Origin of the sequence: Sphingobium sp. TA15 (assembly GCF_037101235.1) — a bacterium.
Lineage (GTDB): Bacteria > Pseudomonadota > Alphaproteobacteria > Sphingomonadales > Sphingomonadaceae > Sphingobium > Sphingobium indicum.
Map to the genome: position 1 here is coordinate 2,076,431 of NZ_AP025355.1, position 22,003 is coordinate 2,098,433.

At 66.4% G+C, this 22,003-nt stretch carries 20 protein-coding genes; all 20 read right to left on the reverse strand.

Translation table 11 applies throughout. The features are described 5' to 3' along the window. Positions 1-53: 53 nt before the first annotated feature. The 20 genes from ftsZ to Sj15T_RS10415 all read right to left on the reverse strand — a co-directional run bounded on the left by ftsZ (position 54) and on the right by Sj15T_RS10415 (position 21,911). Positions 54-1,523, reverse strand: coding sequence for a cell division protein FtsZ (gene ftsZ, locus Sj15T_RS10320; protein WP_013040944.1), 1,470 nt, complete (start codon positions 1,521-1,523; stop codon positions 54-56). A gap of 111 nt (positions 1,524-1,634) precedes the next feature. Continuing rightward, positions 1,635-2,921 (reverse strand): cell division protein FtsA, encoded by a 1,287-nt coding sequence (ftsA, locus tag Sj15T_RS10325; protein WP_007685600.1) that lies wholly within the window; start codon positions 2,919-2,921, stop codon positions 1,635-1,637. 6 nt (positions 2,922-2,927) lie between these two features. Continuing rightward, complete coding sequence (locus Sj15T_RS10330; protein ID WP_007685597.1) at positions 2,928-3,875, reverse strand: cell division protein FtsQ/DivIB; 948 nt, start codon at positions 3,873-3,875, stop codon at positions 2,928-2,930. Continuing rightward, positions 3,868-4,833: a D-alanine--D-alanine ligase gene (locus Sj15T_RS10335; RefSeq protein WP_013040945.1), complete on the reverse strand. Its 966-nt coding sequence runs from the start codon at positions 4,831-4,833 to the stop codon at positions 3,868-3,870. Before Sj15T_RS10335 ends, Sj15T_RS10330 begins: the two co-directional genes overlap by 8 nt. Beyond that, positions 4,830-5,777 (reverse strand): UDP-N-acetylmuramate dehydrogenase, encoded by a 948-nt coding sequence (murB, locus tag Sj15T_RS10340; RefSeq protein ID WP_013040946.1) that lies wholly within the window; start codon positions 5,775-5,777, stop codon positions 4,830-4,832. Before murB ends, Sj15T_RS10335 begins: the two co-directional genes overlap by 4 nt. Continuing rightward, a complete protein-coding gene (locus tag Sj15T_RS10345) occupies positions 5,774-5,971 on the reverse strand; it encodes a hypothetical protein (RefSeq protein WP_013040947.1) in 198 nt (65 codons plus the stop codon). Before Sj15T_RS10345 ends, murB begins: the two co-directional genes overlap by 4 nt. Then, the gene (murC, locus tag Sj15T_RS10350) at positions 5,971-7,392 is read right to left on the reverse strand and encodes a UDP-N-acetylmuramate--L-alanine ligase (protein WP_013040948.1); all 1,422 of its coding nucleotides are present in this window, start codon (positions 7,390-7,392) and stop codon (positions 5,971-5,973) included. Before murC ends, Sj15T_RS10345 begins: the two co-directional genes overlap by 1 nt. Positions 7,393-7,531: 139 nt before the next feature. After that, the gene (gene murG, locus Sj15T_RS10355) at positions 7,532-8,698 is read right to left on the reverse strand and encodes an undecaprenyldiphospho-muramoylpentapeptide beta-N-acetylglucosaminyltransferase (protein ID WP_020821206.1); all 1,167 of its coding nucleotides are present in this window, start codon (positions 8,696-8,698) and stop codon (positions 7,532-7,534) included. Continuing rightward, positions 8,695-9,897 (reverse strand): putative peptidoglycan glycosyltransferase FtsW, encoded by a 1,203-nt coding sequence (locus Sj15T_RS10360; protein ID WP_007685587.1) that lies wholly within the window; start codon positions 9,895-9,897, stop codon positions 8,695-8,697. The genes murG and Sj15T_RS10360 overlap by 4 nt, the downstream gene beginning before the upstream one ends. Positions 9,898-9,922: 25 nt before the next feature. Continuing rightward, positions 9,923-11,248, reverse strand: coding sequence for a UDP-N-acetylmuramoyl-L-alanine--D-glutamate ligase (murD, locus tag Sj15T_RS10365; RefSeq protein ID WP_041386041.1), 1,326 nt, complete (start codon positions 11,246-11,248; stop codon positions 9,923-9,925). A gap of 5 nt (positions 11,249-11,253) precedes the next feature. Then, positions 11,254-12,327: a phospho-N-acetylmuramoyl-pentapeptide-transferase gene (mraY, locus tag Sj15T_RS10370; protein WP_007685584.1), complete on the reverse strand. Its 1,074-nt coding sequence runs from the start codon at positions 12,325-12,327 to the stop codon at positions 11,254-11,256. Further along, on the reverse strand, positions 12,327-13,703 hold the full coding sequence (murF, locus tag Sj15T_RS10375; protein WP_013040951.1) for a UDP-N-acetylmuramoyl-tripeptide--D-alanyl-D-alanine ligase: 1,377 nt from the start codon (positions 13,701-13,703) through the stop codon (positions 12,327-12,329). Before murF ends, mraY begins: the two co-directional genes overlap by 1 nt. A gap of 109 nt (positions 13,704-13,812) precedes the next feature. Beyond that, a complete protein-coding gene (locus tag Sj15T_RS10380; RefSeq protein ID WP_013040952.1) occupies positions 13,813-15,255 on the reverse strand; it encodes a UDP-N-acetylmuramoyl-L-alanyl-D-glutamate--2,6-diaminopimelate ligase in 1,443 nt (480 codons plus the stop codon). Beyond that, entirely contained in the window at positions 15,255-16,955 is a 1,701-nt protein-coding gene (locus tag Sj15T_RS10385) for a penicillin-binding protein 2 (protein ID WP_013040953.1), read from the reverse strand. The genes Sj15T_RS10380 and Sj15T_RS10385 overlap by 1 nt, the downstream gene beginning before the upstream one ends. Beyond that, positions 16,956-17,609, reverse strand: a complete 654-nt coding sequence (locus Sj15T_RS10390; RefSeq protein WP_013040954.1) for a hypothetical protein — start codon at positions 17,607-17,609, stop codon at positions 16,956-16,958. Continuing rightward, positions 17,606-18,586 carry a 16S rRNA (cytosine(1402)-N(4))-methyltransferase RsmH gene (gene rsmH / locus Sj15T_RS10395; RefSeq protein WP_013040955.1) on the reverse strand — a complete coding sequence of 327 codons (981 nt, stop codon included), beginning with the start codon at positions 18,584-18,586 and terminating at the stop codon, positions 17,606-17,608. Before rsmH ends, Sj15T_RS10390 begins: the two co-directional genes overlap by 4 nt. After that, on the reverse strand, positions 18,583-19,080 hold the full coding sequence (locus Sj15T_RS10400; protein ID WP_013040956.1) for a division/cell wall cluster transcriptional repressor MraZ: 498 nt from the start codon (positions 19,078-19,080) through the stop codon (positions 18,583-18,585). The genes rsmH and Sj15T_RS10400 overlap by 4 nt, the downstream gene beginning before the upstream one ends. Before the next feature lie 185 nt (positions 19,081-19,265). Next, positions 19,266-20,516 carry a hypothetical protein gene (locus Sj15T_RS10405; RefSeq protein WP_013040957.1) on the reverse strand — a complete coding sequence of 417 codons (1,251 nt, stop codon included), beginning with the start codon at positions 20,514-20,516 and terminating at the stop codon, positions 19,266-19,268. A gap of 51 nt (positions 20,517-20,567) precedes the next feature. Beyond that, positions 20,568-20,873, reverse strand: coding sequence for a hypothetical protein (locus Sj15T_RS10410; protein WP_013040958.1), 306 nt, complete (start codon positions 20,871-20,873; stop codon positions 20,568-20,570). 42 nt (positions 20,874-20,915) lie between these two features. Continuing rightward, the gene (locus Sj15T_RS10415) at positions 20,916-21,911 is read right to left on the reverse strand and encodes a cysteine synthase A (RefSeq protein WP_013040959.1); all 996 of its coding nucleotides are present in this window, start codon (positions 21,909-21,911) and stop codon (positions 20,916-20,918) included. Positions 21,912-22,003 lie beyond the last annotated feature (92 nt).

Below are 22,003 nucleotides of genomic sequence, written 5' to 3' on the forward strand. Positions count from 1 at the left end.
TGGCAGCCGATGGCGCGCTTTCATAGGGCGTGTGGGGCGAACCCCGTGGCCGCTTACTGGTTGCTCTGGCGGTTCAGGAAGCGCGGAATGTCCGGAGCGGGCGTTCCTTCGTCGCTGGCGGCAGCGCCCTTTTCGGCGCCGCGGGTCAGGCCCGCCATGCGCTCGAACAGCGTGCCCCCGGTGGCGACGCGGGGCGCGGCCTGCGGCGCCGGAGCGGGCTGGGCCGGCGCTGCCTCGGCCGCGTCCTCGCCCAGCAGCAATTCGTCCTGCGCCGGGTCTTCGTCCGAAAAGACAGCGGCGGGACGCGACGGACTGAAGGGCGCGGGCTTCGCCGCCGCCGGCGCGGCGGCGGGCGGAGTCAGCGGCGCCGGGGCAGGCGCGGCGGGTACGTCGAGTTCCAGCGTTTCAGGCTCGGCTTCGGGCGCGGGATCGGGAGCCGCCACCGGAGCCGGAGCGGCCTGCGGCGCGGGCTTGGTCGCGGCGGCGGTCGGCACGGCGACGGCCGGACGGCTGGCGAAGCTGAACGGCTGGGTCAGCGGCGCGGCATTGGCGGCGGCATCGCTGTCGATGCCGGTGGCGACCACGGAGACGCGGATCTTGCCGTTCAGATTGTCGTTGAACGCCGAACCCCAGATGATGTTCGCGTCGGGATCGACCAGTTCGCGGATATGGTTGGCGGCCTCGTCCACTTCCATCAGGCGCATGTCGTCGCCGCCGACGATGGAAACGATCACGCCCTTCGCGCCGCGCATCGACACGCCGTCCAGCAGCGGATTGGCGATCGCCTTTTCAGCGGCCTGCAGCGCGCGGCCGTCGCCCTCGGCTTCGCCGGTGCCCATCATCGCCTTGCCCATCTCGCCCATCACCGAACGGACGTCCGCGAAGTCGAGGTTGATGAGGCCCGGCATGACCATCAGGTCGGTGATGCCGCGCACGCCCTGCTGCAACACCTCGTCCGCCATCTGGAAGGCTTCCTTGAAGGTGGTGTTGGGGTTGGCGATCAGAAACAGGTTCTGGTTCGGGATGACGATCAGGGTGTCGACATGCTTCTGCAGTTCCTCGATGCCCGCCTCCGCAGACTTCATGCGGCGATTGCCCTCGAAGGTGAAGGGCTTGGTCACGACGCCGACCGTCAGGATGCCGCGATCGCGCGCCGCCTTGGCGATGACCGGCGCGGCGCCGGTGCCGGTGCCGCCGCCCATGCCGGCGGCGATGAAGCACATATGCGCGCCGTCCAGCGCCTGCTCGACCGAGGCGATGGTCTCTTCCGCCGCCGCCTTGCCGATTTCGGGGCGGGAGCCCGCGCCCAGCCCTTCGGTGATCTGCGGACCAAGCTGGATGCGCCGTTCGGCGGGCGACGCGTTCAGCGCCTGCGCGTCGGTGTTGGCGACGATGAAATCCACGCCCTCGACGGAGGCGGCGATCATGTTCGCAATGGCGTTGCCGCCCGCGCCGCCGACGCCGATCACCGCGATGCGTGGCTTCAACTCGTCCACATGCGGCGGGCTGATTTCAATGCTCATAAACTTTAGCTCCCTCCAGCTTCGGTGACGTGAGCGAAACTGTCATCGAAGGTTAATGCAACAGATAATGGCGTATTTCACCAGTAAAATTCGTCTGACCTGTGTTTTATTTCAATAGTTCGTCTTCATCGCCTTCACCATTCTCTGCCACCATGCTGGCGCGCCGATACGATGAACGGTCTGGGGAGCGGGCGCTATCGTTCTAAGGTCAACCGGGTTCGAAGCGCCGTAAAGCGCAAGTCCGGCCAGCGTCGCGAACGCCGGGCCGCTATGCGCCTCCGGCATGGCGGCAAGGCCTCTCGGCCGCCCGATCCGCACCGCGCGACCCAGCGCGCCCTGCGCATAGTCGGCAATGCCCTTCATTTCCGCGCCGCCGCCGGTCAGCACGACCTGCCGCCCGGTGGGGGTGTTGAAGCCCATGCCGGCCAGCGCGGCGTTCACCTCCACCATGATCTGGTTGAGCCGTTCGCAGATCACCGCCACCAAAGCGGCGCGGGTGATCTTGCCGCCGTCGGCATTGGGACCGGCGCTCTGCCCCGGAATGGCGACGTCGCCATGGGGGGCGGCGATCTCTATCATGTCGCGGAAATCGCGACGGTTCTGCATGGCGGACCCATAGAAGCATTTGATCCGCTCCGCCTGGCTGCGGCGGATGCCGAAGGCCGAGGCGATGTCGTCGGTAATGTCCGACGCGCCGATGGGAATGCTGTGCAGCCCGACCAGCATGCCGCCCGCATAGAGCGAGACATTGGTGACGCCAGCGCCCAGTTCGACCAACGCCACGCCCAGGTCGCGCTCCTCCTCCGACAGGCAGGCGAGGCCGGTGGCGATGGGAGACGCCACGATGGAGTTGACGTTGAGATAGGCCCCGCGCACGCAAAGGTCGAGATTGGCGAGCGGCGCCCCGTCGGCCAGCACGACATGGATGTCGACGCCCAGCAGGTCCGCATGCATGCCGAGCGGCTTCTTCACCGGCACCCGGCCGTTGATGGTGAAGCAGGTCGGCTGAGCGTGCAGAACCACGCGACCGTCCGGATCGATCCCCTGCTGGCCGGTGGTCAGCAGGTCGTCGATGTCCGCCTGTTCGACGCGATAGCCGCCCATGTCGCGCTCGACCGTGACGACGTCGCTGACCAGCGAGCCGCCGGAGAAGCTGACCCACACATCCTCTATATTGGTGCCCGCGACGCGTTCCGCCTGTTCCACGGTTTCCCGGACGGCGAGTTCGGTCCGCTCCATGTCCGCGATGAAGCCGCGCCGCACGCCCCGGCTTTCGCGCTGGCCGGTGCCCAGGATCGCCAGTTCGCCATTTTCGGTGCGACCCGCGATCAGCGCGGACACCTTCCACGATCCGATGTCGATCGCGGTGACGAACTTATCGACCTTGGGCTGGGCCATGGGGGTTCAGCCTTCCTCGCCCTTGGCAGGCGCTTCGGCGCTCGCGGCCGGCTCGTCGCCGGACGACCCGCTTCCCTGGCCCTGCGGCAGGCGCAGCACGAAACGGTCGGGATCGCGCATGTCGAACTTGACGATGCCCCGGCCCAGCAGGCGGTTCACCCCGTCCATCCGCGCGAAATTGACCAGCGCGGTGGCGGACGGCCTGTCGCCTTCGGGCAGGGAAAGCGTCTCGCCCGACTGAAAGCGCAAGTCCCAGCGCCGGTTCCCGACCCAGGTGGCGCCCGCCAGCATGGGTTTGAGCGCGGGCGCATTTTCCATCAGCTTGTTAAGGCCGGCGGTCTGGAGATTGGCGTTGGGACCGACCACCAAAGGCAAGTCCGGCATCGCCCCGGCGGACACGGATTGCAGCACAACCCCAGTCACGTCGATCAGGTGAAGCTGGCCGTCATGCTGCCACACCGCGACCGGATCGCGCTCGACGATGTCGACCACCAGCGTATCGGGCAGGCGGCGGGAAATGCGCGCATCCTTGACCCAGCCCAGCTTCAGCATGTCGGCGCGCACCTTGGGCAGGTCGAGCGAGAGCATGGACCGGCTAACCTGGCCCAGGGCGATATTGTAGATGGGCAGTTCGTCCATCCGCTCGACGCCGCGCACCTCGACCTTCTCGACTTCGAAACCGGCCTGGGCGGCAAGTTCGGACGCCTTCTGCCCCGCCATGGCGGGAACGCCCATCAGCATGGCGATGCCGACCAGAGCCGCCAGCACGATGCCGACGATGGTCCAGCTCGCCATGCGCTGGAGCGTCTCCTCGCTGACCGGCAGCAGGTCGATCAGGCCGTCGATCCAGCTTCGCTGCCTGGCCGAACGCCCTCGTCCCCCGCTGCGGCCGCGCGCGCCGGTCGTGCGCGTCAGCCGCGCCGTTCCGCCACGGCGAATGCGTGCTTCAGCCATGCTTCGCCCCCCCATTGGCTGCAATTCGGGCGCCGTTCAGCGCGTCCTCGACTATACGCTCCACCAGTTCGGCATAGTCAATGCCCAGCCTGGCCGCCTGTTCGGGGACCAGGCTGAGCGGCGTCATGCCCGGCTGGGTGTTCACTTCCAGCAGGAACAGCCCCTCGATGCCCTGCTCGTCATCCCAACGGAAATCGGAGCGCGAAGCGCCCTTGCACCCCAGCAACTGGTGCGCGCGCAGCGCGATGGCCTTGCAGGCTTCGCCGATCTCCGGCGGAATATCGGCGGGGCAGACATGCTCGGTCATGCCATCGGTATATTTGGCGTCGAAATCGTAGAAGCCGCTTTTGGGACGCAATTCCGTCACCAGCAGCGCTTCGTCGCCGAGCACGGCGGTGGTCAGTTCCCGCCCGCGAATATAGGGTTCGGCCAACAGTTCCTCGAAATGCAGCCACGGCCCCTCGACATCGCGGCCGATGGGCGAACCGTAATTGCCCCCCTCCGTCACGATGGCGACGCCGACCGAACTGCCCTCATTGACCGGCTTCACCACATAGGGACGCGGCAGCGGATCGCCCTCGAACAGGCTTTCGCTGGGGACGATATGACCGCCGGGCATGGGGATGCCATGGGGAACCAGCGCCTGCTTGGTGAGCTGCTTGTCGATGGCGATGACCGAGGTGGCGAGGCCCGAATGGGTGTAGGTGAAGCCCATCAGGTCCATCATGCCCTGGACCGTGCCATCCTCGCCCGGAACGCCGTGGAGGGCGTTGAACACGACATCGGGTCGGGTTTCGGAGAGCCGCAGCGCGACGTCGCGGTCCATGTCGATGCGCGTGACCCTGTGGCCGCGCGATTCCAGCGCCTTGGCGACGCCCTCGCCCGACGAGAGCGAAACCGGCCGCTCGGCGGACCAGCCGCCCATCAGGACGGCTACATGCCAGGGGCCACGGGTCATGATTTCTGTTCCTTCAAATAGTCCCCCTCCCACTTGCGGGAGGGGGACTGGACGCCCACCCGCTGAATTTCCCATTCAAGGTCGATGCCGCTCTTCGCCTTCACGCGACGGCGGACCTCCTCGCCCAGGGCCTCGATGTCCGCGCTGGTCGCATCGCCCAGGTTGAGGAGGAAATTGGTATGCTTTTCCGAAACCTGCGCGCCGCCCAGTCGCAGGCCGCGACACCCGGCCTCGTCCACCAACTGCCAGGCCTTGTGGCCATCGGGATTCTTGAAGGTCGAACCCCCGGTCTTGCTCCGCAACGGCTGGCTTTCCTCGCGGGCGGCGGCGATGCGGTCCATCTCTGCCTGGATCGCGGCCGGTTCGCCCGGAACGCCCCGGAAGACCGCGCTCACCACCACCGCGCCTTCGGGCAGAATGCTGTGGCGGTAAGTATAGCCCAGCGCATCGAGCGGCATCGTCACCCGTTCGCCCGAACGCAGCACGACCCCGCACTCCAACAGAATATCGCAAGTCTCGCGCCCATAGGCGCCCCCGTTCATCCGCACGAAGCCACCCACCGTTCCTGGAATGGAGCGCAGGAATTCAAGCCCCGCTATGCCCGCATCCCGCGCGGTCGAGGAAACGAGGATGCCCGATGCTCCTCCCCCGCAGCGCAGGCTGGTCGCATCGACTTGCTCCACCCTGGCGAATGGCTTGCCAAGGCGGACCACCACGCCCGGAACCCCGCCGTCCCGCACGATCAGGTTGGAGCCAAGCCCCAGCGCCATCACCGGAATCGCCGGGTCAAGCCGCGCCAGAAAATCGGAAAGATCGTCCGCATCCTTCGGCTCGAACAGCCATTGCGCGACACCGCCCGCCTTGAACCAGACGAGAGGGCCAAGCGGCGCATCGGCCTTGAGCGAGCCGCGAACCGCAGGAAGGGACGTGGTCGCCAGCGTCAATCGCGCATCCCCCAGAGCCGCATCCAGCCCTTCATCGCCTTCATCCCCGCCTCGCCGGCCCTGGTCGCGGCAAGCCCTGCCTCCGCATTGCGCTGGGCCGCGTCGACCATCTGCCGCGCGGCTTCGACGCCCTGCATCTGGATGTCGATCATCCGCTTCTGCATTTCGAGGCCGACATTGAAGAGTTCGAACATCAGGCGGCTTCCTTCTCCGCAACGGCGGAGGCAAGCCCCGCCGCCCATTTGGTGATGTCGCCTGCGCCCAGGCAGATGATCATGTCGTCCGCCTGCACATCGGCGGCGATCAGGCGGGCAAGGTCGTCCGCGCCCTCGACCGTCGCGGCGTTGCGATGACCCCGGCGCTTGAGGCCCGCGACCAGTTCCGCGCTGTCCACGCCCTCGATCGGCTGCTCGCCCGCCGGATAGACCGGAGCGGCGTAGACGATGTCGGCGTCGTTGAAGGCCTGCTGGAACTCATCCATCAGGTCGCGCAGGCGGGTGAAGCGATGCGGCTGGACCACGGCGATGACCCGGCCTTTCGCCCCTTCGCGGGCGGCGGCCAGCACCGCCTTGATCTCGACCGGATGGTGGCCGTAATCGTCGATCACGGTCGCGCTGCCGCCGCCGACGGCGATTTCACCGACCTTGGTGAAGCGCCGCTTCACGCCCCCGAACTTGGCAAAGCCGGTCTGGATCGTCGCGTCATCGATGCCCATCTGCAACGCCACGCCGATGGCCGCCATGGCGTTCAGCACATTATGACGGCCCGGCATCGGCATTTCGATGCCCTCGATCCGGCGGAGCGAACCGTCCCGCTCGCGAATCTGCACGTCGAAGCGGTTGCCGCCGGGGATCGGCTGGACATTCTCGCCGCGTATATCGGCCTGCGCGGAGAAGCCATAGGTAACGATGCGCCGATCCTGGACGCGGGGCAGGATCGCCTGCACTTCGGGATGGTCCAGGCACAGCATCGCCGCGCCGTAGAAGGGCACATTCTCGACGAATTCGACGAAGGCGTCCTTCACCTTGTCGAAGCTGCCATAATGGTCGAGATGCTCCGGATCGATATTGGTCACGACCGCCAGCGTGCCGTCCAGCCGCAGGAAGCTGCCGTCGCTCTCGTCGGCCTCCACCACCATCCACTCGCTGTTGCCGAGGCGGGCGTTGGAACCATAGCTGTTGATGATGCCGCCGTTGATCACGGTCGGGTCCACCCCGCCCGCGTCCAGCAGCGCCGCGACCATGGAGGTGGTCGTGGTCTTGCCATGGGTGCCCGCGACCGCGACGGTGGATTTGAGGCGCATCAGTTCCGCCAGCATTTCGGCGCGACGGATGACGGGCACGCGGCGTTCCAGTGCCAGATCGACTTCGGGATTGCCCTTCTTGATCGCGGTGGAGGTCACGACCACGGCCGCATCGCCCAGATTTTCGGCCTTGTGGCCGATCATTACCGGGATGCCCTTCTTGCGCAGCCCTTCCACGACATAGCCTTCGGCGACGTCGGACCCTTGGACCTTGTAGCCCAGATTGTGCATCACCTCGGCAATGCCGGACATGCCGATACCGCCAATGCCGATGAAATGGATCGTGCCGATGTCGGTGCCGACACCCTTCATGCCTGATATTCCTTGTTCCAATGTCCGTTCGCCCTGAGCGAAGTCGAAGGGCCACGCTGAGCCGCAGGCGAAGTCGCCTCGCTCCTCTCGGCAAAGGGCTTCGACAGGCTCAGCCCGAACGGGGAGAGGTTGAAGCTCTTCACGCAGGGACGCCCTGCAAATTCAGGCTGGTCGGCGTCGGGCCGACTTTCAGCGGATCGTTCATGATCGGCGCCGGCCCGATGCTTTCCAGCAGGTCCGCCATGTCGCGGGCCGCATCGGGACGGCCGCAGGCGCGGGCGCGCTTGGCGGCATTCTGGAGGGCGCCGGGTTCCAGCGCCATCTTCTGCATCTGCTTGGCGAGTTCGACCGCGGTAAAGCGCGCCTGCGGGATGGTGCGCGCCCCGCCCGCCTCGGTCATCTCGCGGGCATTGGCGGTCTGATGGTCGTCCATCGCGCTCGGCAGCGGGATCAGGATCGCCGGACGCCCCGCGCAGGTCAGTTCCGCCAGCGTCGAAGCCCCCGCCCGCGCGATCACCAGATGCGACCAGCCCAGCTTTTCCGGCACGTCGTTGAAATAGGTCGCAAGGTCGGCCGGGATTTCCAGGTCGGCGTAGAGCCGGCGCACCCGCTCAATATCCTCCGCGCGGCATTGCTGCGTCACCTGCAACCGACGACGCAGGCTCAAAGGCAACATACCCAGGCCATCGGGCACAACGCTGGAAAGGATCGTCGCACCCTGGCTGCCGCCGATCACCAGAACGCGGAAGACGCTCTCATCGGTCAGCGCGGGAAATTCCTCCTCGCGAAGCTGCTTCACCTCCTCGCGCACCGGATTGCCGATCAGGTGGACCTTCCCGGCATATTTGTCCTTCAGGCGCTCGACATCCGGATAGGCGGTGGCGATGGCGTCCACCCGGCCCGCCAGATAGCGGTTCACCCGGCCCAGCACCGCATTCTGCTCATGGATCGCGGTCGGAATCCCGTCGGCCAGCGCCCCCAGCAAGGCGGGCATCGCCGGATAGCCGCCGAAACCGACCACGGCGGTGGGGCGGAAGGTCTCGTTCAGCCGCCGCGCCATCGCCCGGCCCGCCAGGATCGCCTTCAACGCGCCCGGCCAGCTTTTCGGATTGCTGGTCATCCGCCCGGCGGGCATGACATGGACCTGAGCCTTATCGAAAATGCCGGGAATCTTCGCGCCGCGCTCATCCGTGACCAGCGCGACATGATGCCCGCGCAGCATCAGCTCCTCAGCGACGGCATGCGCCGGAATCATATGCCCACCCGTCCCGCCCGCGGCGAGGACGAAGTGTCGGGAAATGCTCATCGACCACTCCATTTGACGACCGTGTGCCGACCCATGAAGGGATTGCGCCGCGTGAACGCGAGCAACAGGCCGACGCCGATACAAAGCGCCAGCATAGAGGAGCCGCCATAGCTGATAAAGGGCAGCGTCATGCCCTTGGACGGAAATATCTGGGCATTGACGCCCATGTTGATGATCGCCTGGAGCCCGAACTGGGTGGTCAGGCCCGCCGCCGCCAGGATGGTGAAATTATCGTCCTCGTCCAGCATGCGCAGGAACACCCGCACGACGATGGCCAGATAGACGCAGGCAATGCCGATGCAGGCGAGCAGGCCGAACTCCTCCCCGATGACGGAGAAGATATAGTCGGTATGCGCCTCGGGCAGGCGGAACTTGTTTTGCCCGCCGCCCGGCCCCACGCCCAGGAAGCCGCCATGGGTGATCGTGCGGAAGGCAAGCTCGGTCTGGTCTGGTCCGACATCCTGCGCCACGCCGATGCCCAGGAAGTCGTTGATGCGCTGACGGCCATTTTCATAGAACATGTACATCAGCACCAGCCCGCCAAGTCCCGCGCCCGCCATCGCGCCGATGAAGCGCATCGACACGCCCGACAGCAGCAGCAGGCCGCCCCAGCAGGCGAGGAAGATCACCGTCTGGCCGAAGTCGGGCTGCTTCATCAGGATCGCCGCGATCAGCAATGTCAGCACGCCGGTCAGCGGGATCACGGGCAGCGTCATGTCCTTGCCGCGCAGCGACAGCAGCCAGGCCATGGTGACGACATAGACGGGCTTCAGGAACTCCGACGGCTGGAAACGGAAGCCCGGCAGGTCGATCCAGCGCTTCGCCCCGTTCACCACGGACCCAAGCACCGGCACCAGCAGCAGCGCCACGGCAAAGACGATGCACAGGATGAAGGCCAGCCTGCGCGCCTGCGTCCGGGGGAGCATGGAGATCACCAGCATGATCGGCAGGCCGATGAACACCCACATCAACTGGCGGTAGAAATAGATGAGCGGCGTCACCGAAACCGTGCTGGTCGACCGATCGATCGCCGCCACGGGGGAAGCCGCCGCAACGGCGACCAGCCCGATCGCCATCAGCGCGACGATCAGCGACAACAGCACGCGGTCGATTTCCCAGAACCAGATGGCCAGCGCCGTGCGCTCGCGCGGGACGGTGCGGTTCCTGAACTCCTTTACAAGGTCGCCTGCCCTCGACATGCCTCCCAAGCTCCTCCGCTTCCCTCTATTCCAACGCGGCGACGGCAGCGGCGAAGGCATCGCCCCTCGCCTCGAAATCGCGGAACTGGTCGAAACTCGCGCAGGCGGGCGACAACAGCACCACGTCCCCCGGCTGGGCCACCCGCGCCGCGCGGCGGACGGCGGCGGACAGCATTTCGGAATCGTCCACCGCCATATGCGGGCGCAGCAGTTCCGCGAACATGGGGCCAGCCTCGCCAATGGTATAGGCCTGCGCGACATGGCCGAACCAGGGCGCGCACTCGTCCAGATTGTCCGTCTTGGCAAGGCCGCCGACGATCCAGTGCAGCCGCTTGCGCCCGTCGACCGGGGGATAGGCGGCGAGGGCGGGCGCGGTCGAGGCGGCGTTGGTCGCCTTGCTGTCGTTGACGTAGAGGACGCCGTTCAACTCCCGCACCCGCTGCATCCGGTGCGGGAGGGAGGCATAGCTTTGCAGGCCCTGTTCGATGGTCGCTTCGTCGATGCCCAGCGCGCGGGCGACGGCGATGGCGACGGCGGCGTTCTGGGCGTTGTGCGGGCCTTGCAATGCGGGCCAGCCGGCCTGAGCGGAGGGTTCGATGTCGCTCGACTGCACCTCCACAACCCCGTCATTCCCGCCTTCCCGGGAATGACGGACGGAATAGAATATCCCCCGGCTCGGTTCATCTTCCGTCGCGATTACCGCGACATGGCCGGCCGACTGCATCGCAAACAGCCGCGCCTTGGACGCCACATAGCCCTCAAAGCCATTATAGCGATCCAGATGGTCCGGCGTGATGTTGAGCAGCACCGCCACGTCGCAGTCGAGGCTCTGCGTCAGGTCGATCTGGTAGCTCGACAGTTCCAGCACATAGACGCCGCCCTCCGGCAACGGGGTCTGGCCGAGGATCGGAAGCCCGATATTGCCGCCCATGCGCGTCGGGATGCCCGCCGTCTCGATGATATGATGGACCAGCGCGGTCGTGGTTGACTTGCCGTTGGTTCCGGTGATCCCGACCACCCGATGCTTCGGCAGGCTGGGCCGGGCGAGCGCGAACAATTCTATGTCGCCAATGACCGGCACGCCCGCGAGCTTCGCATGCATGGCGATGGGATGCTTGTTGAGCGGCACGCCGGGCGACACCACCACGCCGTCAAAGCCCTTGAGGTCGATTTCGGTGGGATCGGCCAGTTCCGCCTTGTCCGCGACCGCCTCACGCGCTTCCTCGCGGCTGTCCCATGCCACGACCTGCGCTCCGCTCCCCGCCAGGCATTCCACCGTGGCGAGGCCGGACCGCGCCAGGCCCAGCACCGCATATTTCCTGCCCGCAAAGACGTCGGAGACGATCCCCATGGCGCTCACCGCAGCTTCAACGTGGCGAGTCCCGCCAGCGCCAGCACGAAGGAGATGATCCAGAAGCGGATCACGACCGTGGGTTCGGCCCAGCCCAATTGTTCGAAATGATGGTGGATCGGCGCCATCTTGAACACGCGCTTGCCGGTGCGCTTGTAGAAGAAGACCTGGATGATGACGGACATCGCCTCCACCACGAACAGCCCGCCGATCACGCCCAGCACGATCTCATGATGCGCGGTGACGGCGATCACGCCGATGGTGCCGCCCAGCGCCAGGCTGCCCGTATCGCCCATGAAGACGGCCGCGGGCGGCGCGTTGAACCAGAGGAAGGCCAGCCCCGCGCCGATGATCGCCCCGCACAATATGGTGAGGTTGCCCGCCCCCGGCACATGCGGAATGCCAAGATAGCCCGCAAAGTCGGCGCGCCCCACCAGATAGACGATGGCCATGAACGCCATGCAGGCGATGATGACCGGCATGGTGGCCAGCCCGTCCAGCCCGTCGGTCAGGTTCACCGCATTGCCGAACGCCACGATCACGAAGGCGGCGAACAAGAAATAGAAGGGCCCCAATTCGATGGCCGGACCATTGTAGAAGGGCACGTAAAGCGCGGTATTGCCATGCTGGCTGACGATCAGCCACGCCGCGAAACCGGCGATCAGGAACTCGAAGGCGAGGCGCATCTTGCCCGAAAGCCCCTTGTGGCTGGCCTTCGTCACCTTGTCATAATCGTCGAGGAAACCGATGGCGCCGAAACCAAGCGTCACGAACAGGCAGGCCCAGACATAGATGGAGGACAGGTCCATCCACAGCAGCACCGACGACACCATGGAAGTCAGGATCATGAGGCCGCCCATGGTCGGCGTGCCGCGCTTGGCGAGGTGCGTCTGCGGGCCGTCGTCGCGGATCGGCTGCCCCTTGCCCTGCCGCACCCGCAGCCATCCGATGAAGCGCGGGCCGATCAGCAACCCGATGACCAGCGCGGTGGCGATGGCCGCCCCGGCCCGGAAGCTCAAATAGCGGATGAGGTTGAAAACACCCGCGAAATCCATGGTCTGGGCAAGCCAGTAGAGCATCAGTTCTTCGCTTCCTGTAGCGCGGCGACGAGGCGGGACAAACCGATGCCGTTCGACCCCTTCACCAGGATCGCATCGCCGGCGCGCATTTCATTTCGAATGAGATCGATGGCCCTGGCGGCGTCAGGCACATGGTCGAAGGCCATGACGCCGCCCAGCGCCTGCGCCAGCGGGTCCATCTCCTCCCCCACCAGGACCGCATAATCCACCTGTCCCGCCGTCAGCGGCTCGACCAGCCCGGCGTGCAGTTCGCGGCTGCGGTCACCCAACTCGCGCATCCCGCCCAGCACGGCAATGCGGCGATCCGCCTGCTCGCGGCCCAACTGCTTGAGCGTGGCGGCCATGCTCAGCGGATTGGCGTTATAGCTTTCGTCGATCAGCAACGCCTCGCCGCCCTCGACCGGCAGAACGCTCCGCTGACCCCGGCCCGGCAGGCCGGGCATTTCCGCCAGCGCCAGCCCCGCCGCCGCCAGATCGCCGCCCAGCGCCTCGACCGTCGCCAGCACCGCCAGCGCGTTGGAAACCCAATGTTCGCCCGGCGCGCCCACGGTGAAGCACAGTTCCACGCCCGGCAGCGCCGCCGTGACCAGCGTGCCGCCGCCCGCCGCCGGCACGGTTTCGCGGGCGCGAACGTCGGCCTGCGGATCGAAGCCGAAGGTCAGGATGCGCGCCGCATGCTTCTCCGCCTTGGCATAGAGGGTCGCGACATGCGGGCTGTCATAGGGGATGACCGCCGTGCCGCCTGGCTCCAGCCCTTCGAAAATCTCGGCCTTGGCCTCTGCGATCTTCTCTTCCGTGCCGAAAAATTCGATATGGGCGGGCGCGATAGCGGTGACGATGGCGACATGGGGCCGCACCTGCCGGGTCAGCGCGGCCAGTTCGCCCGCATGGTTCATGCCCATTTCGAACACGCCAAAGGCCGATTCCCTCGGCATGCGCGACAGGCTCAGCGGCACGCCGACATGATTGTTGTAGCTCTTGACCGAGCGGTGCACCTCCCCCGGACAGACGCGGTCGAGCGCATGGAACAGCGCCTCCTTGGTGCCGGTCTTGCCCACCGATCCGGTGACGCCGACCACCTTGCCCTGCATCCGCGCGCGAGAGGTCCGGCCAAGCGCCTCCAGCGCCGCCGCGCTGTCAGGCACCAGCACATGGGGCTGGGCGATGGTCTGGCTGACGATCGCGCCCGCCGCGCCCTGGCCGAACGCCTTGTCGACGAAGCGATGGCCATCGGTCGCCTCGCCCTTCATCGCGACGAACAGGTCGCCGCCCGTCACTTCGCGGCTGTCGAACGCCACGCCAGAAACGGCGAAGGGCGCCGAAGCGACGCCCCCCGTGGCCTGCGCAATCTCTTCGGAGGTCCAGAGGTCAGTCATTCACCGCCCTCCATTCGGTTCGAGCGAAGTCGAGAACCGCTGCGCATAACCGCTTCGACCTTGGCAGACAGTCGAAAGGCTAGACGCGAAAGGCTGGCGGGAAAATGCATCATCCGGCGCATTCCCGCGCCACCGTCACGTCGTCGAAGGGCAGCACCCGGTCCCCGATGATCTGGCCCTGCTCATGCCCCTTGCCCGCGAGCAGGACGATGTCGTCCGCGCCCGCCTGCGCGATGGCGGCGGCGATGGCGGCACGGCGACCGCCGATCTCCTCCGCGCCCGGCGCGCCGGCCATCACGGCGGCGCGGATGGCGGATGGCTCCTCCGAACGGGGATTGTCGTCGGTGACGATCACATGGTCGGCGAGGTCCGCCGCCACCTTGCCCATTTGCGGCCGCTTGCCCGCGTCGCGATCCCCGCCAGCGCCGAACAGCGCGATCAGCCGGCCCCGCGTATGCGGTCGCAGCGCCTCTATGGCGGCGCGCAACCCATCGGGCGTATGGGCATAGTCGACATAGACCGGCGCCCCCGCCTTGGTGATGACGGCACGCTCCAGCCGCCCGCGCACGGGCTGCACCCGGCCCAGCAGTTCCAGAACCTTGCCCGCATCCTCGCCGCCCGCGATCGCCAGACCCGCGGCGGTCAACGCATTGGCCGCCTGATAAGCGCCGATCAGCGGCAGGTTGACCTTGTAGTTCTTGCCCTCGACCTCGATGTCCAGCGTCTGGCCCAACTGGGTCGGGGTGCGGTTGGCAAGACGCAATGCCTGCCCCTGCACCCCGACGCTCAGCACACGAAGCCCCCGCTTCGTAGCCCGCTGGATGACCTTGTCCGACCACTCGTCATCGGCCCAGACGACTGCGGCGCCCTGCGGAGCGACCACTTCGTCGAACAGGCGCATCTTGGCCTCGAAATAGCTGTCCATGTCGCCATGATAGTCGAGATGATCGCGCGACAGGTTGGTGAAGGCCGCCGCCGAAACCGGCAGCCCTTCGGTGCGATATTGGGCAAGGCCATGGCTCGACGCCTCGAATGCTGCATGGGTGATTCCCTCGCGCTTCAGGCCCGACATGTTGGCAAGGAAGGTGACGATGTCCGGCGTGGTGAGGCCCGTCGATACCTGGTCGACTGACGTGGTGACGCCCAAGGTTCCGATAGAGGCCGAATGATGCCCCAGCATCCGCCACAATTGGCGAGTCAGTTCCACCGTGGAGGTCTTGCCGTTGGTGCCGGTGACGGCAACGGTCACCTCCGGAAATGGGGCAAAATAGCGGGCGGCAAGCTGCGCGAACAGGCGGCGCGGATTGTCCGACGCGATATGGATCGCGCCCTCGACCCTGGCTTCCGGCCGGGCGACAACCGCCGTCGCCCCGGCCTGCACGGCGGCGGGGATGAAATCCTCGCCATTCACCCGCGCTCCCTGGAAGGCGCCGAACACCGTGCCCGGCGCGACCTTCCGGTTATCGATCGCAAAGCCCGACACCGGAACGTCCAGCGACGCCCCGGCATCGGGCTTTGCATCCAGCCCCTCGATCAGCGACCCGAGGCGCATTATTCTTTCTCCTTGTCGCCGTGCAGCAGCGGCATGAGGTCGGAAATGTCGACGTCGCGCCGCTCGTCGGGCAGCACGCCCAGCATCGGCCCGGTGCGCTCCACCACCCGCTTCACCACCGGCGCCGCTGTCCAAGCGGCCGTGCGCAGGCCATATTGGCCCGTCGCCTCGTCCATGGTGACGAGGACCACATAGCGCGGATTGTCCATCGGGAAGGCAGAAGCGAAAGTCGTCACCAGCGAAGTCTTGTTGTACCGGCCCTCTTGGGGCTTTTCGGCGGAACCCGTCTTGCCGCCCACCCGGTATCCCTTGGCGTCGGCGCTGCGACCTGTACCCGCCGCCACGATCATGCGCAACAGTTGGCGCATGCGCGCGCTGGTCGCGGCGGAAAAGACGCGGCGGCCCTCCGGCACCTCTTCCGCCTTCAATTTGCGCAGCGTAGCGGGCCGCCACAGCCCGCCGTTCACCAGCGCCGCATAAGCCGAAGCGAGATGCAAAGGCGTCACGGCGATGCCATGCCCGTAGGAAACCGTGAGCGTCGTGATGCGCCCCCAATTGGCCGGCCACAGCGTGCCCGCCCGTTCGTTGAGTTCGATCGGAGCGCGCTGGTCGAAGTGCAACTCCCGGAAAAGATGCTGCAACGGCTCCGCGCCCATCTGGTCGGCGATCCGCGCCGTGCCGATGTTGGAACTGTGCACCAGTATCTCCGGCACGTTGATCCAGCGGCCGAGCGGATGGTCGTCCTTGATCCGGAAACCTGCAATGCCCAGCGGCGCCGTCGCATCATAGGTCTTCGACATGGAGGTGACGACGCCGCGATCCATCGCCGCGGCAATCGACAGCGGCTTGAACGCCGATCCCAGTTCGTAGCGCGCCTGCACCATATGGTTGCAGAGCGGCGATTCGCTACACGACTTGCCCGCATAATTTTGCAGCTTGTTGGGATCGAAGACGGGAATCGACGCCATGGCGATCACTTCGCCGCTATTGGCGTCCAATATCACGCCGCTCGCGCCCTTGGCCCGCGTCTGCACCAGTTGCGCGTAAAGCTCGCTCTCCAGCGCGCCCTGCACCCGGCTGTCGATGGACATGGCGAAGGGTTGACCGCGCATCGCCGCGTCGGTCAGCCGGTCGTTGAACGCCGCTTCCACGCCCATGCCGCCCTTGCCGTCCGCATTGGGCGCAAAGCCCATGACATGGGCCGCCAGGGTGCGCTGCGGATAGAGCCGTTCCTTCTCTCGCGGGAATTCGATGCCGATCTCGCCCAGGGCGTTCACCGCCGCCACCTCTTCCGGCAGCGCGCGACGGCGCAGATAGGCCCAACCGCGCCCGGTCAGCTTCTTGTAGAAGGCTGCCGCCGGTTCGTCGGGGAAGATCTCGTGCAGCTTGCGCGCCAGCTCGGACGGGTCGCCGATCAGCTTGGACGGCCGCACCGCAATCGAATAGGCGTCCATGGTGCGCGCCAGCGGCACGCCGTTGCGGTCGACGATGTCCGCCCGCGCCGGAAGCCCGCCCATCGCGTCGCCGCCGCGCCCGTTGCCGGCGAAGACCCCTACCCAGGTCAGGCGCAGGATCAACACCGCCGTGATCGCCATGAACAGGATCAGCAGCAGCATCAGGCGATTATGCGCGATCGCCGTCAGGTCGACGCGCTGCTTGCCCGCCCTCGCGCCGCCCGGCTGGACGATGATCGTCGCCATCTAGCGGTCCCCCCTGGCGCGCTCGCGCTTCGCCTTGGCGCTGATGTCGCCCAGCGTGCTGTCGTCCAGCAGCTTCGCGTCCAGCATCGCCATCCGCTCCGCGCGGCGGGCGACGGGGTTGGGCTTCGTCGTGTCGGCGTCGTCCTTCGCCTTTTCCTTGGGCGTCTTGACCGGCGCGGCCTTGGCGATCTTGTCGACATTGTCCGCCGCATGCGCTTCCCTGATGACGGCGATGTCGCTGCGAATCTGCGTCGGCGCGGGGCTGGCGGGGGCGGCCTGCGGCGCGGACGGCAGGTCGGCGGGGGTCTGCACCATCGCCACCATCACCGGCGGCGCGACATAGTCCGGCCCGTTGGGCTGCACCCCGTCCAGATGCGCGAGCGCCCGCTCGCCCGCCAGATATTGCTGGGCGGTGGGCGTCGCATACAGGAAATCGTCCTGGTTCCAGCGCTCAAGCTGCCGCATGTTCGCCCTGGCGCCGAACTCCGTCTCCAGATAGCGGATGTCGGCCTTCGCCCGCGCGATCTGCGCCCGCACCTTCATCAATTCGTTGCGCTCGGTCGCGACCTTCAGCGACACCATATAGGCGCCGAGCGCGCCCAGCGCGACGAGCAGGATCCAGATCAGGCTCTGCAATCTCTTGACCGCGATCATGAGCGGAGATTCCTGGTTGAGATCGGGAGGGACGAAACAGGGGCGGACGTGCGAACGGCGCTGCGCAGCGTGGCGGATCGGGAGCGGGGGTTGCGCGCCAGTTCCACCATGCCGGGCCGCACCGCCTTGGCGGGCCTTTCGAAGGTCGGCGCGGGGCCGGACTGGCGCTGGGGCAGGTGACGCGAACCGCTCGCCTCGCTGCCGCTGCGGTTGCGCAGGAACTGCTTGACGATGCGGTCCTCCAGGCTGTGGAAGGTGACGACCGCCAACCGGCCGCCCTCCTCCAAAATCGCCTCGGCCGCCTCCAGCCCGCGCTCCAGTTCCTCCAGCTCGCGATTCACATGGATGCGGATCGCCTGGAAGGTGCGGGTGGCCGGATCCTTCTTGTCATGCGGCTTGTGGCCCAGCGCCTTGCGCACGACGTTCGCCAACTGTCCAGTACGTTCCAGCGGGCGCGCTTCGACAATCGCCTTCGCCACGCGGCGCGAGCGCGGTTCCTCGCCATAGCGATAGAGGATGTCGGCAATCTCCTGCTCAGGGGCATTGTTCAGGAAGTCGGCGGCGCTCATCCCGCTCCGGCTCATCGTCATGTCGAGCGGCCCGTCGCCCTGGAAGGAAAAGCCCCGCTCCGGCCGGTCGAGCTGCATGGACGACACGCCGATGTCCAGCGTGACGCCGGAAACCGATGTCACGCCCCGTTCCGCCAGCAATTCCTCCATCCGCGAAAATTCGCCAGCAATCAGCGTGACGCCCTTTTCCTCGGCCAGCGCCTGTCCTTCGCGAATCGCATCGGGATCGCGGTCGAAGGCGAAGACCCTCGCCCCCCTGTCCGCCATCGCGCCCGAATAGCCGCCCGCGCCGAACGTGCCGTCGACATGGACCTCGCCGGGGTTGATGGCGAGGGCGTCGAGCACTTCGTCGATGAGCACCGGAATGTGGCGCTCAGGGCTTTGGGCATGGTCGGGGGAAGCGCTCATTTGCCCTCTCCCGCCGCCCGCTGGTCCAGCCAGCGGCGGACCTTGTTGCGGATCAGTTCCGGCCGGTCCTTGCTGTCGACCAGCGTTTCGGGCTTCCAGATCTGGATGTAGCGACCCACGCCATAGAAGAAGACGGCGTCGGTGATGCCATACTCATCCTTGATGTCGGGGTGCATGGCGAAACGGCCGCCTTCGTCGAAATTCACTTCCTCGATGGTGCCGAGCCGCCGTTCCAGTTCCAGATCGGCGTCGTAATCGCGACCAGCGGCGCGCGCTTCGCGGGCCAGTTCCTCGACCTCGGTGAACAGGTGGCGGCGGTGCGATTCGCCAAAGGCCGTGGCGCAGGGGTTGCCGCCATGGACCGAAAGGAAAAGCCGCGTTTCATTGCCGCTGGACAGCTTGACCTGCCGGCGCATCTCCAGGGGCAGCACGAAACGGCCCTTGCCGTCCGCGACGCTGAACGCGTTGCCCGTGTAGAGAATGACGTCCGACACTTTTCGACTGCTGCCCCTCTGTTCCCAGGACGCAGGCCGTCGCCAGCCGGATTCGCGCAGAGGCGAACCGGCTCACAGGACTAGCAAAGCCTGACAAACCCCTATGGCTTTCAAATACCAAGCCGCGGGGTTCAAGAAAAGGGATATTTTGGGAAAAGCCGGGAAATCCTGTTTTGTTCTGGTAATTAACCTTCTTTAACAGGCTTTGGCCGGTCGGGCCGTGGCGGAGAAAGGCCGGAAGGAGCCGCCGCGCGCCGCGGGAAAAGCACCGTTCCCAAGGCTGCCCAGAAAATCCCGACGACCACCGCCCAGCGGAGGGCGTTGACCAGCGCCTCGCCCGACCGCACCCAGCGCCGTCCTGCCGGAAGCGGCGCGCCCAGCGCTTCCGCCACGAATTGCGGCGTATCGGCGGTCCATTGCGCCGACTCCAGCGGCGTAGCGGAATCCGCCAGCCAGAGCCGGTCATCGATCAGGTCGGCATCCGCGACGATGGTCACGCTGCCCTTCCCCACCATGCACCGCGCCACCAGCCCGCGCCCGAAGATGCGGCAATCCGGTCCCGCATTCTCGAAAGCGGCGGCGGAATAAATGGTCAGCACCCGCCCATCGCCCAGGAAATGGCGCTGTTCGCCGGGAGAAGGCGGCGTCATCCGCACGCCCCAATATTCGATCATCGCGGCGAGCAGGGTCACCGCCGGCGGCCTGCGCCGGTCCCCCAACGGCCAGTCCATCGGCCAACGCAATTGCGGGTCGGCGAGGATCAGCGCCTTGCCGCCCTTGCCGACCCAGGCGTCGAGAGCAACCTGCTCGTCCAGGGAAAAAGCCCGTGGCTGGGCAAGCAGCAACATTCCGGCGGCGGCCTTTTCGAGAGCCAGCGGACTGTCGACAGGTCGCACGTCGAAGCGCTGGCGCAGGACCGTGATGATCGGGGCGTCAGCTTTTACGCCATTTTCCCGCCAGAATAACGGCAGGCCGCTGATGACCTCCAGCTCTGCTCGCTTCCCCGGCGAGGGTTCAATGCGATGCTCTCGCGCAAACCAGCTAATCGCCAAGGCGAGAAGCGCGAACCCCAGTCCCGCCATCTGCCGTGTTCCTGCGAAGGCAGGAACCCAGTCCGACCATTTGAACTGGGTTCCTGCCTTCGCAGGAACACGGAACATCAATCCCGCAACCGTCGCCGCCAGAACCCCAGCGAGCAGCCAAGCCACCGACACCAATCCCGGCACTCGCCACGTTGCCAGAAATGCACAGGACAGCACTGTCCCGACCGTTCCTACCCCCACCCACCAGGCCGCCCCCTCACCCCGCCGCGCCCGCAGCAGAGCCGCCGCCGGCACCAGCAGCAACGCCGGAACCATCCACCCACGCGGATCGACCTGTCCCGTGCGCAACAGCGCGGGCAACCCGCCGAACAGCACCAGCAGGATCGGCGCCAACAGAAGGAAAAATGTCCGAAACGCAGCCCTCAAGGCCAAAGCCGCCGCCAATCAGCGCGAAGCCGGCGGAATCTCGCGATCCATGGGTTTCTTGAGATTAGGGTCCGGTTGCAGGTCCGGCACGATCGGCGCCTGTTCCGGCGCGGGCTGCACGCCCAGTTCCGCCAGCGGCTCCTTGGGCGACACGGCATTGACGTCCAGAGTCGGCACTGTCGGCGGCGGCACCGACGGATCGTCGATCCGCGCCTTGTCGATCACGATATTCGCCAGACCCACGAGCAGCACCACGCCCGCCAGCCCGGTGAGGCCGATCTGGACACGCTGCAACCCTTCCTGTTGGCGGGGTGTTTCAGCCATGAAGCGCTCTTTTTCTTTTACCGCCGAGACCCGTATCGGCAGTCAACGAGTGTGCGCGAGCCAGGGGAAGACAGTCAAGCCCTTCGATTCCAGCCATTCGCGATTGTAGAGCGTTGAAAGATAACGGAATCCGGTATCGCACAAGATCGTGGCGATCCGCTTGCCCGGCCCAAGCTGCTTCGCCAGCGCCACCGCGCCCGCGACATTGATGCCCGACGACAGGCCAAGGCACAGCCCTTCCTCCGCCAGCAGACGCCGTACCCAGAGCAGCCCCTCCTCATCGGAAATGCGGAACTGCGTATCGATGGGCGCGCCCTCCAGATTGGCGGTGACGCGCCCCTGCCCGATGCCCTCCGCCACCGAAGACCCTTCCGCCTTCAACTCGCCATGGGCGTAATAATTATAGAGCGCCGCGCCATGCGGATCGCTCAAGGCGATGGTGATATTCTCATCATGCGCCTTCAGCCCCAGGCCGACGCCCGCAATCGTCCCGCCGGTCCCCGCCGCGCAGGTGAAGCCGTCGATCTGCCCGTCCATCTGGGTCCAGATCTCCTCGGCCGTGCCAATGATATGCGCCTTGCGGTTGGCGATATTGTCGAACTGGTTGGCCCAGATCGCGCCCTCCGTCTCCTCCGCCAGGCGGCGGGAGGTGTGGACGAAATGGCCGGGATTGGAATAGGGCGCCGCCGGCACCGTCACCAGTTCCGCCCCCAGGGCGCGCAGCGTGTCCATCTTCTCCCGGCTCTGCGTCTCGGGCATGACGATGATCGTCCTGTACCCCTTGGCATTGGCCACTAGCGCCAGCCCGATGCCGGTATTGCCCGCCGTCCCCTCGACAATGGTGCCGCCGGGCTTCAACAGCCCCCTTTCCTCGGCATCATTGACGATGAACAGCGCCGCGCGATCCTTCACCGAAGCGCCGGGATTGGCGAATTCGCACTTGGCGTAAATGTCGCAACCCGATTCCGCCGAAGGGCCGGCAAGGCGCACCAACGGCGTGTTGCCAATCAGGGCGAGGCTATCTTTCTGAACCAGCATGGCCACCGCATAGCGGACCAGATACGCGCTTGCCAAGCAACGGATTGATGGGCGCGCGAAAGTCGGGATTGTCGTCAGGCTCGTTAAGCATT

What these genes read in the sequence shown, in the direction of transcription:
- ftsA (WP_007685600.1), bottom strand. Translation starts at nt 2,921, where the DNA reads ATGGCCCAGCCCAAGGTCGATAAGTTCGTCACCGCGATCGACATCGGA.
- murD (WP_041386041.1), bottom strand. Translation starts at nt 11,248, where the DNA reads ATGGGGATCGTCTCCGACGTCTTTGCGGGCAGGAAATATGCGGTGCTG.
- Sj15T_RS10360 (WP_007685587.1), bottom strand. Translation starts at nt 9,897, where the DNA reads ATGTCGAGGGCAGGCGACCTTGTAAAGGAGTTCAGGAACCGCACCGTC.
- Sj15T_RS10330 (WP_007685597.1), bottom strand. Translation starts at nt 3,875, where the DNA reads ATGGCTGAAGCACGCATTCGCCGTGGCGGAACGGCGCGGCTGACGCGC.
- Sj15T_RS10335 (WP_013040945.1), bottom strand. Translation starts at nt 4,833, where the DNA reads ATGACCCGTGGCCCCTGGCATGTAGCCGTCCTGATGGGCGGCTGGTCC.
- mraY (WP_007685584.1), bottom strand. Translation starts at nt 12,327, where the DNA reads ATGCTCTACTGGCTTGCCCAGACCATGGATTTCGCGGGTGTTTTCAAC.
- murG (WP_020821206.1), bottom strand. Translation starts at nt 8,698, where the DNA reads ATGAGCATTTCCCGACACTTCGTCCTCGCCGCGGGCGGGACGGGTGGG.
- Sj15T_RS10345 (WP_013040947.1), bottom strand. Translation starts at nt 5,971, where the DNA reads ATGTTCGAACTCTTCAATGTCGGCCTCGAAATGCAGAAGCGGATGATC.
- murC (WP_013040948.1), bottom strand. Translation starts at nt 7,392, where the DNA reads ATGAAGGGTGTCGGCACCGACATCGGCACGATCCATTTCATCGGCATT.
- Sj15T_RS10380 (WP_013040952.1), bottom strand. Translation starts at nt 15,255, where the DNA reads ATGCGCCTCGGGTCGCTGATCGAGGGGCTGGATGCAAAGCCCGATGCC.
- Sj15T_RS10410 (WP_013040958.1), bottom strand. Translation starts at nt 20,873, where the DNA reads ATGGCTGAAACACCCCGCCAACAGGAAGGGTTGCAGCGTGTCCAGATC.
- murF (WP_013040951.1), bottom strand. Translation starts at nt 13,703, where the DNA reads ATGACTGACCTCTGGACCTCCGAAGAGATTGCGCAGGCCACGGGGGGC.
- Sj15T_RS10385 (WP_013040953.1), bottom strand. Translation starts at nt 16,955, where the DNA reads ATGGCGACGATCATCGTCCAGCCGGGCGGCGCGAGGGCGGGCAAGCAG.
- Sj15T_RS10390 (WP_013040954.1), bottom strand. Translation starts at nt 17,609, where the DNA reads ATGATCGCGGTCAAGAGATTGCAGAGCCTGATCTGGATCCTGCTCGTC.
- Sj15T_RS10415 (WP_013040959.1), bottom strand. Translation starts at nt 21,911, where the DNA reads ATGCTGGTTCAGAAAGATAGCCTCGCCCTGATTGGCAACACGCCGTTG.
- rsmH (WP_013040955.1), bottom strand. Translation starts at nt 18,586, where the DNA reads ATGAGCGCTTCCCCCGACCATGCCCAAAGCCCTGAGCGCCACATTCCG.
- ftsZ (WP_013040944.1), bottom strand. Translation starts at nt 1,523, where the DNA reads ATGAGCATTGAAATCAGCCCGCCGCATGTGGACGAGTTGAAGCCACGC.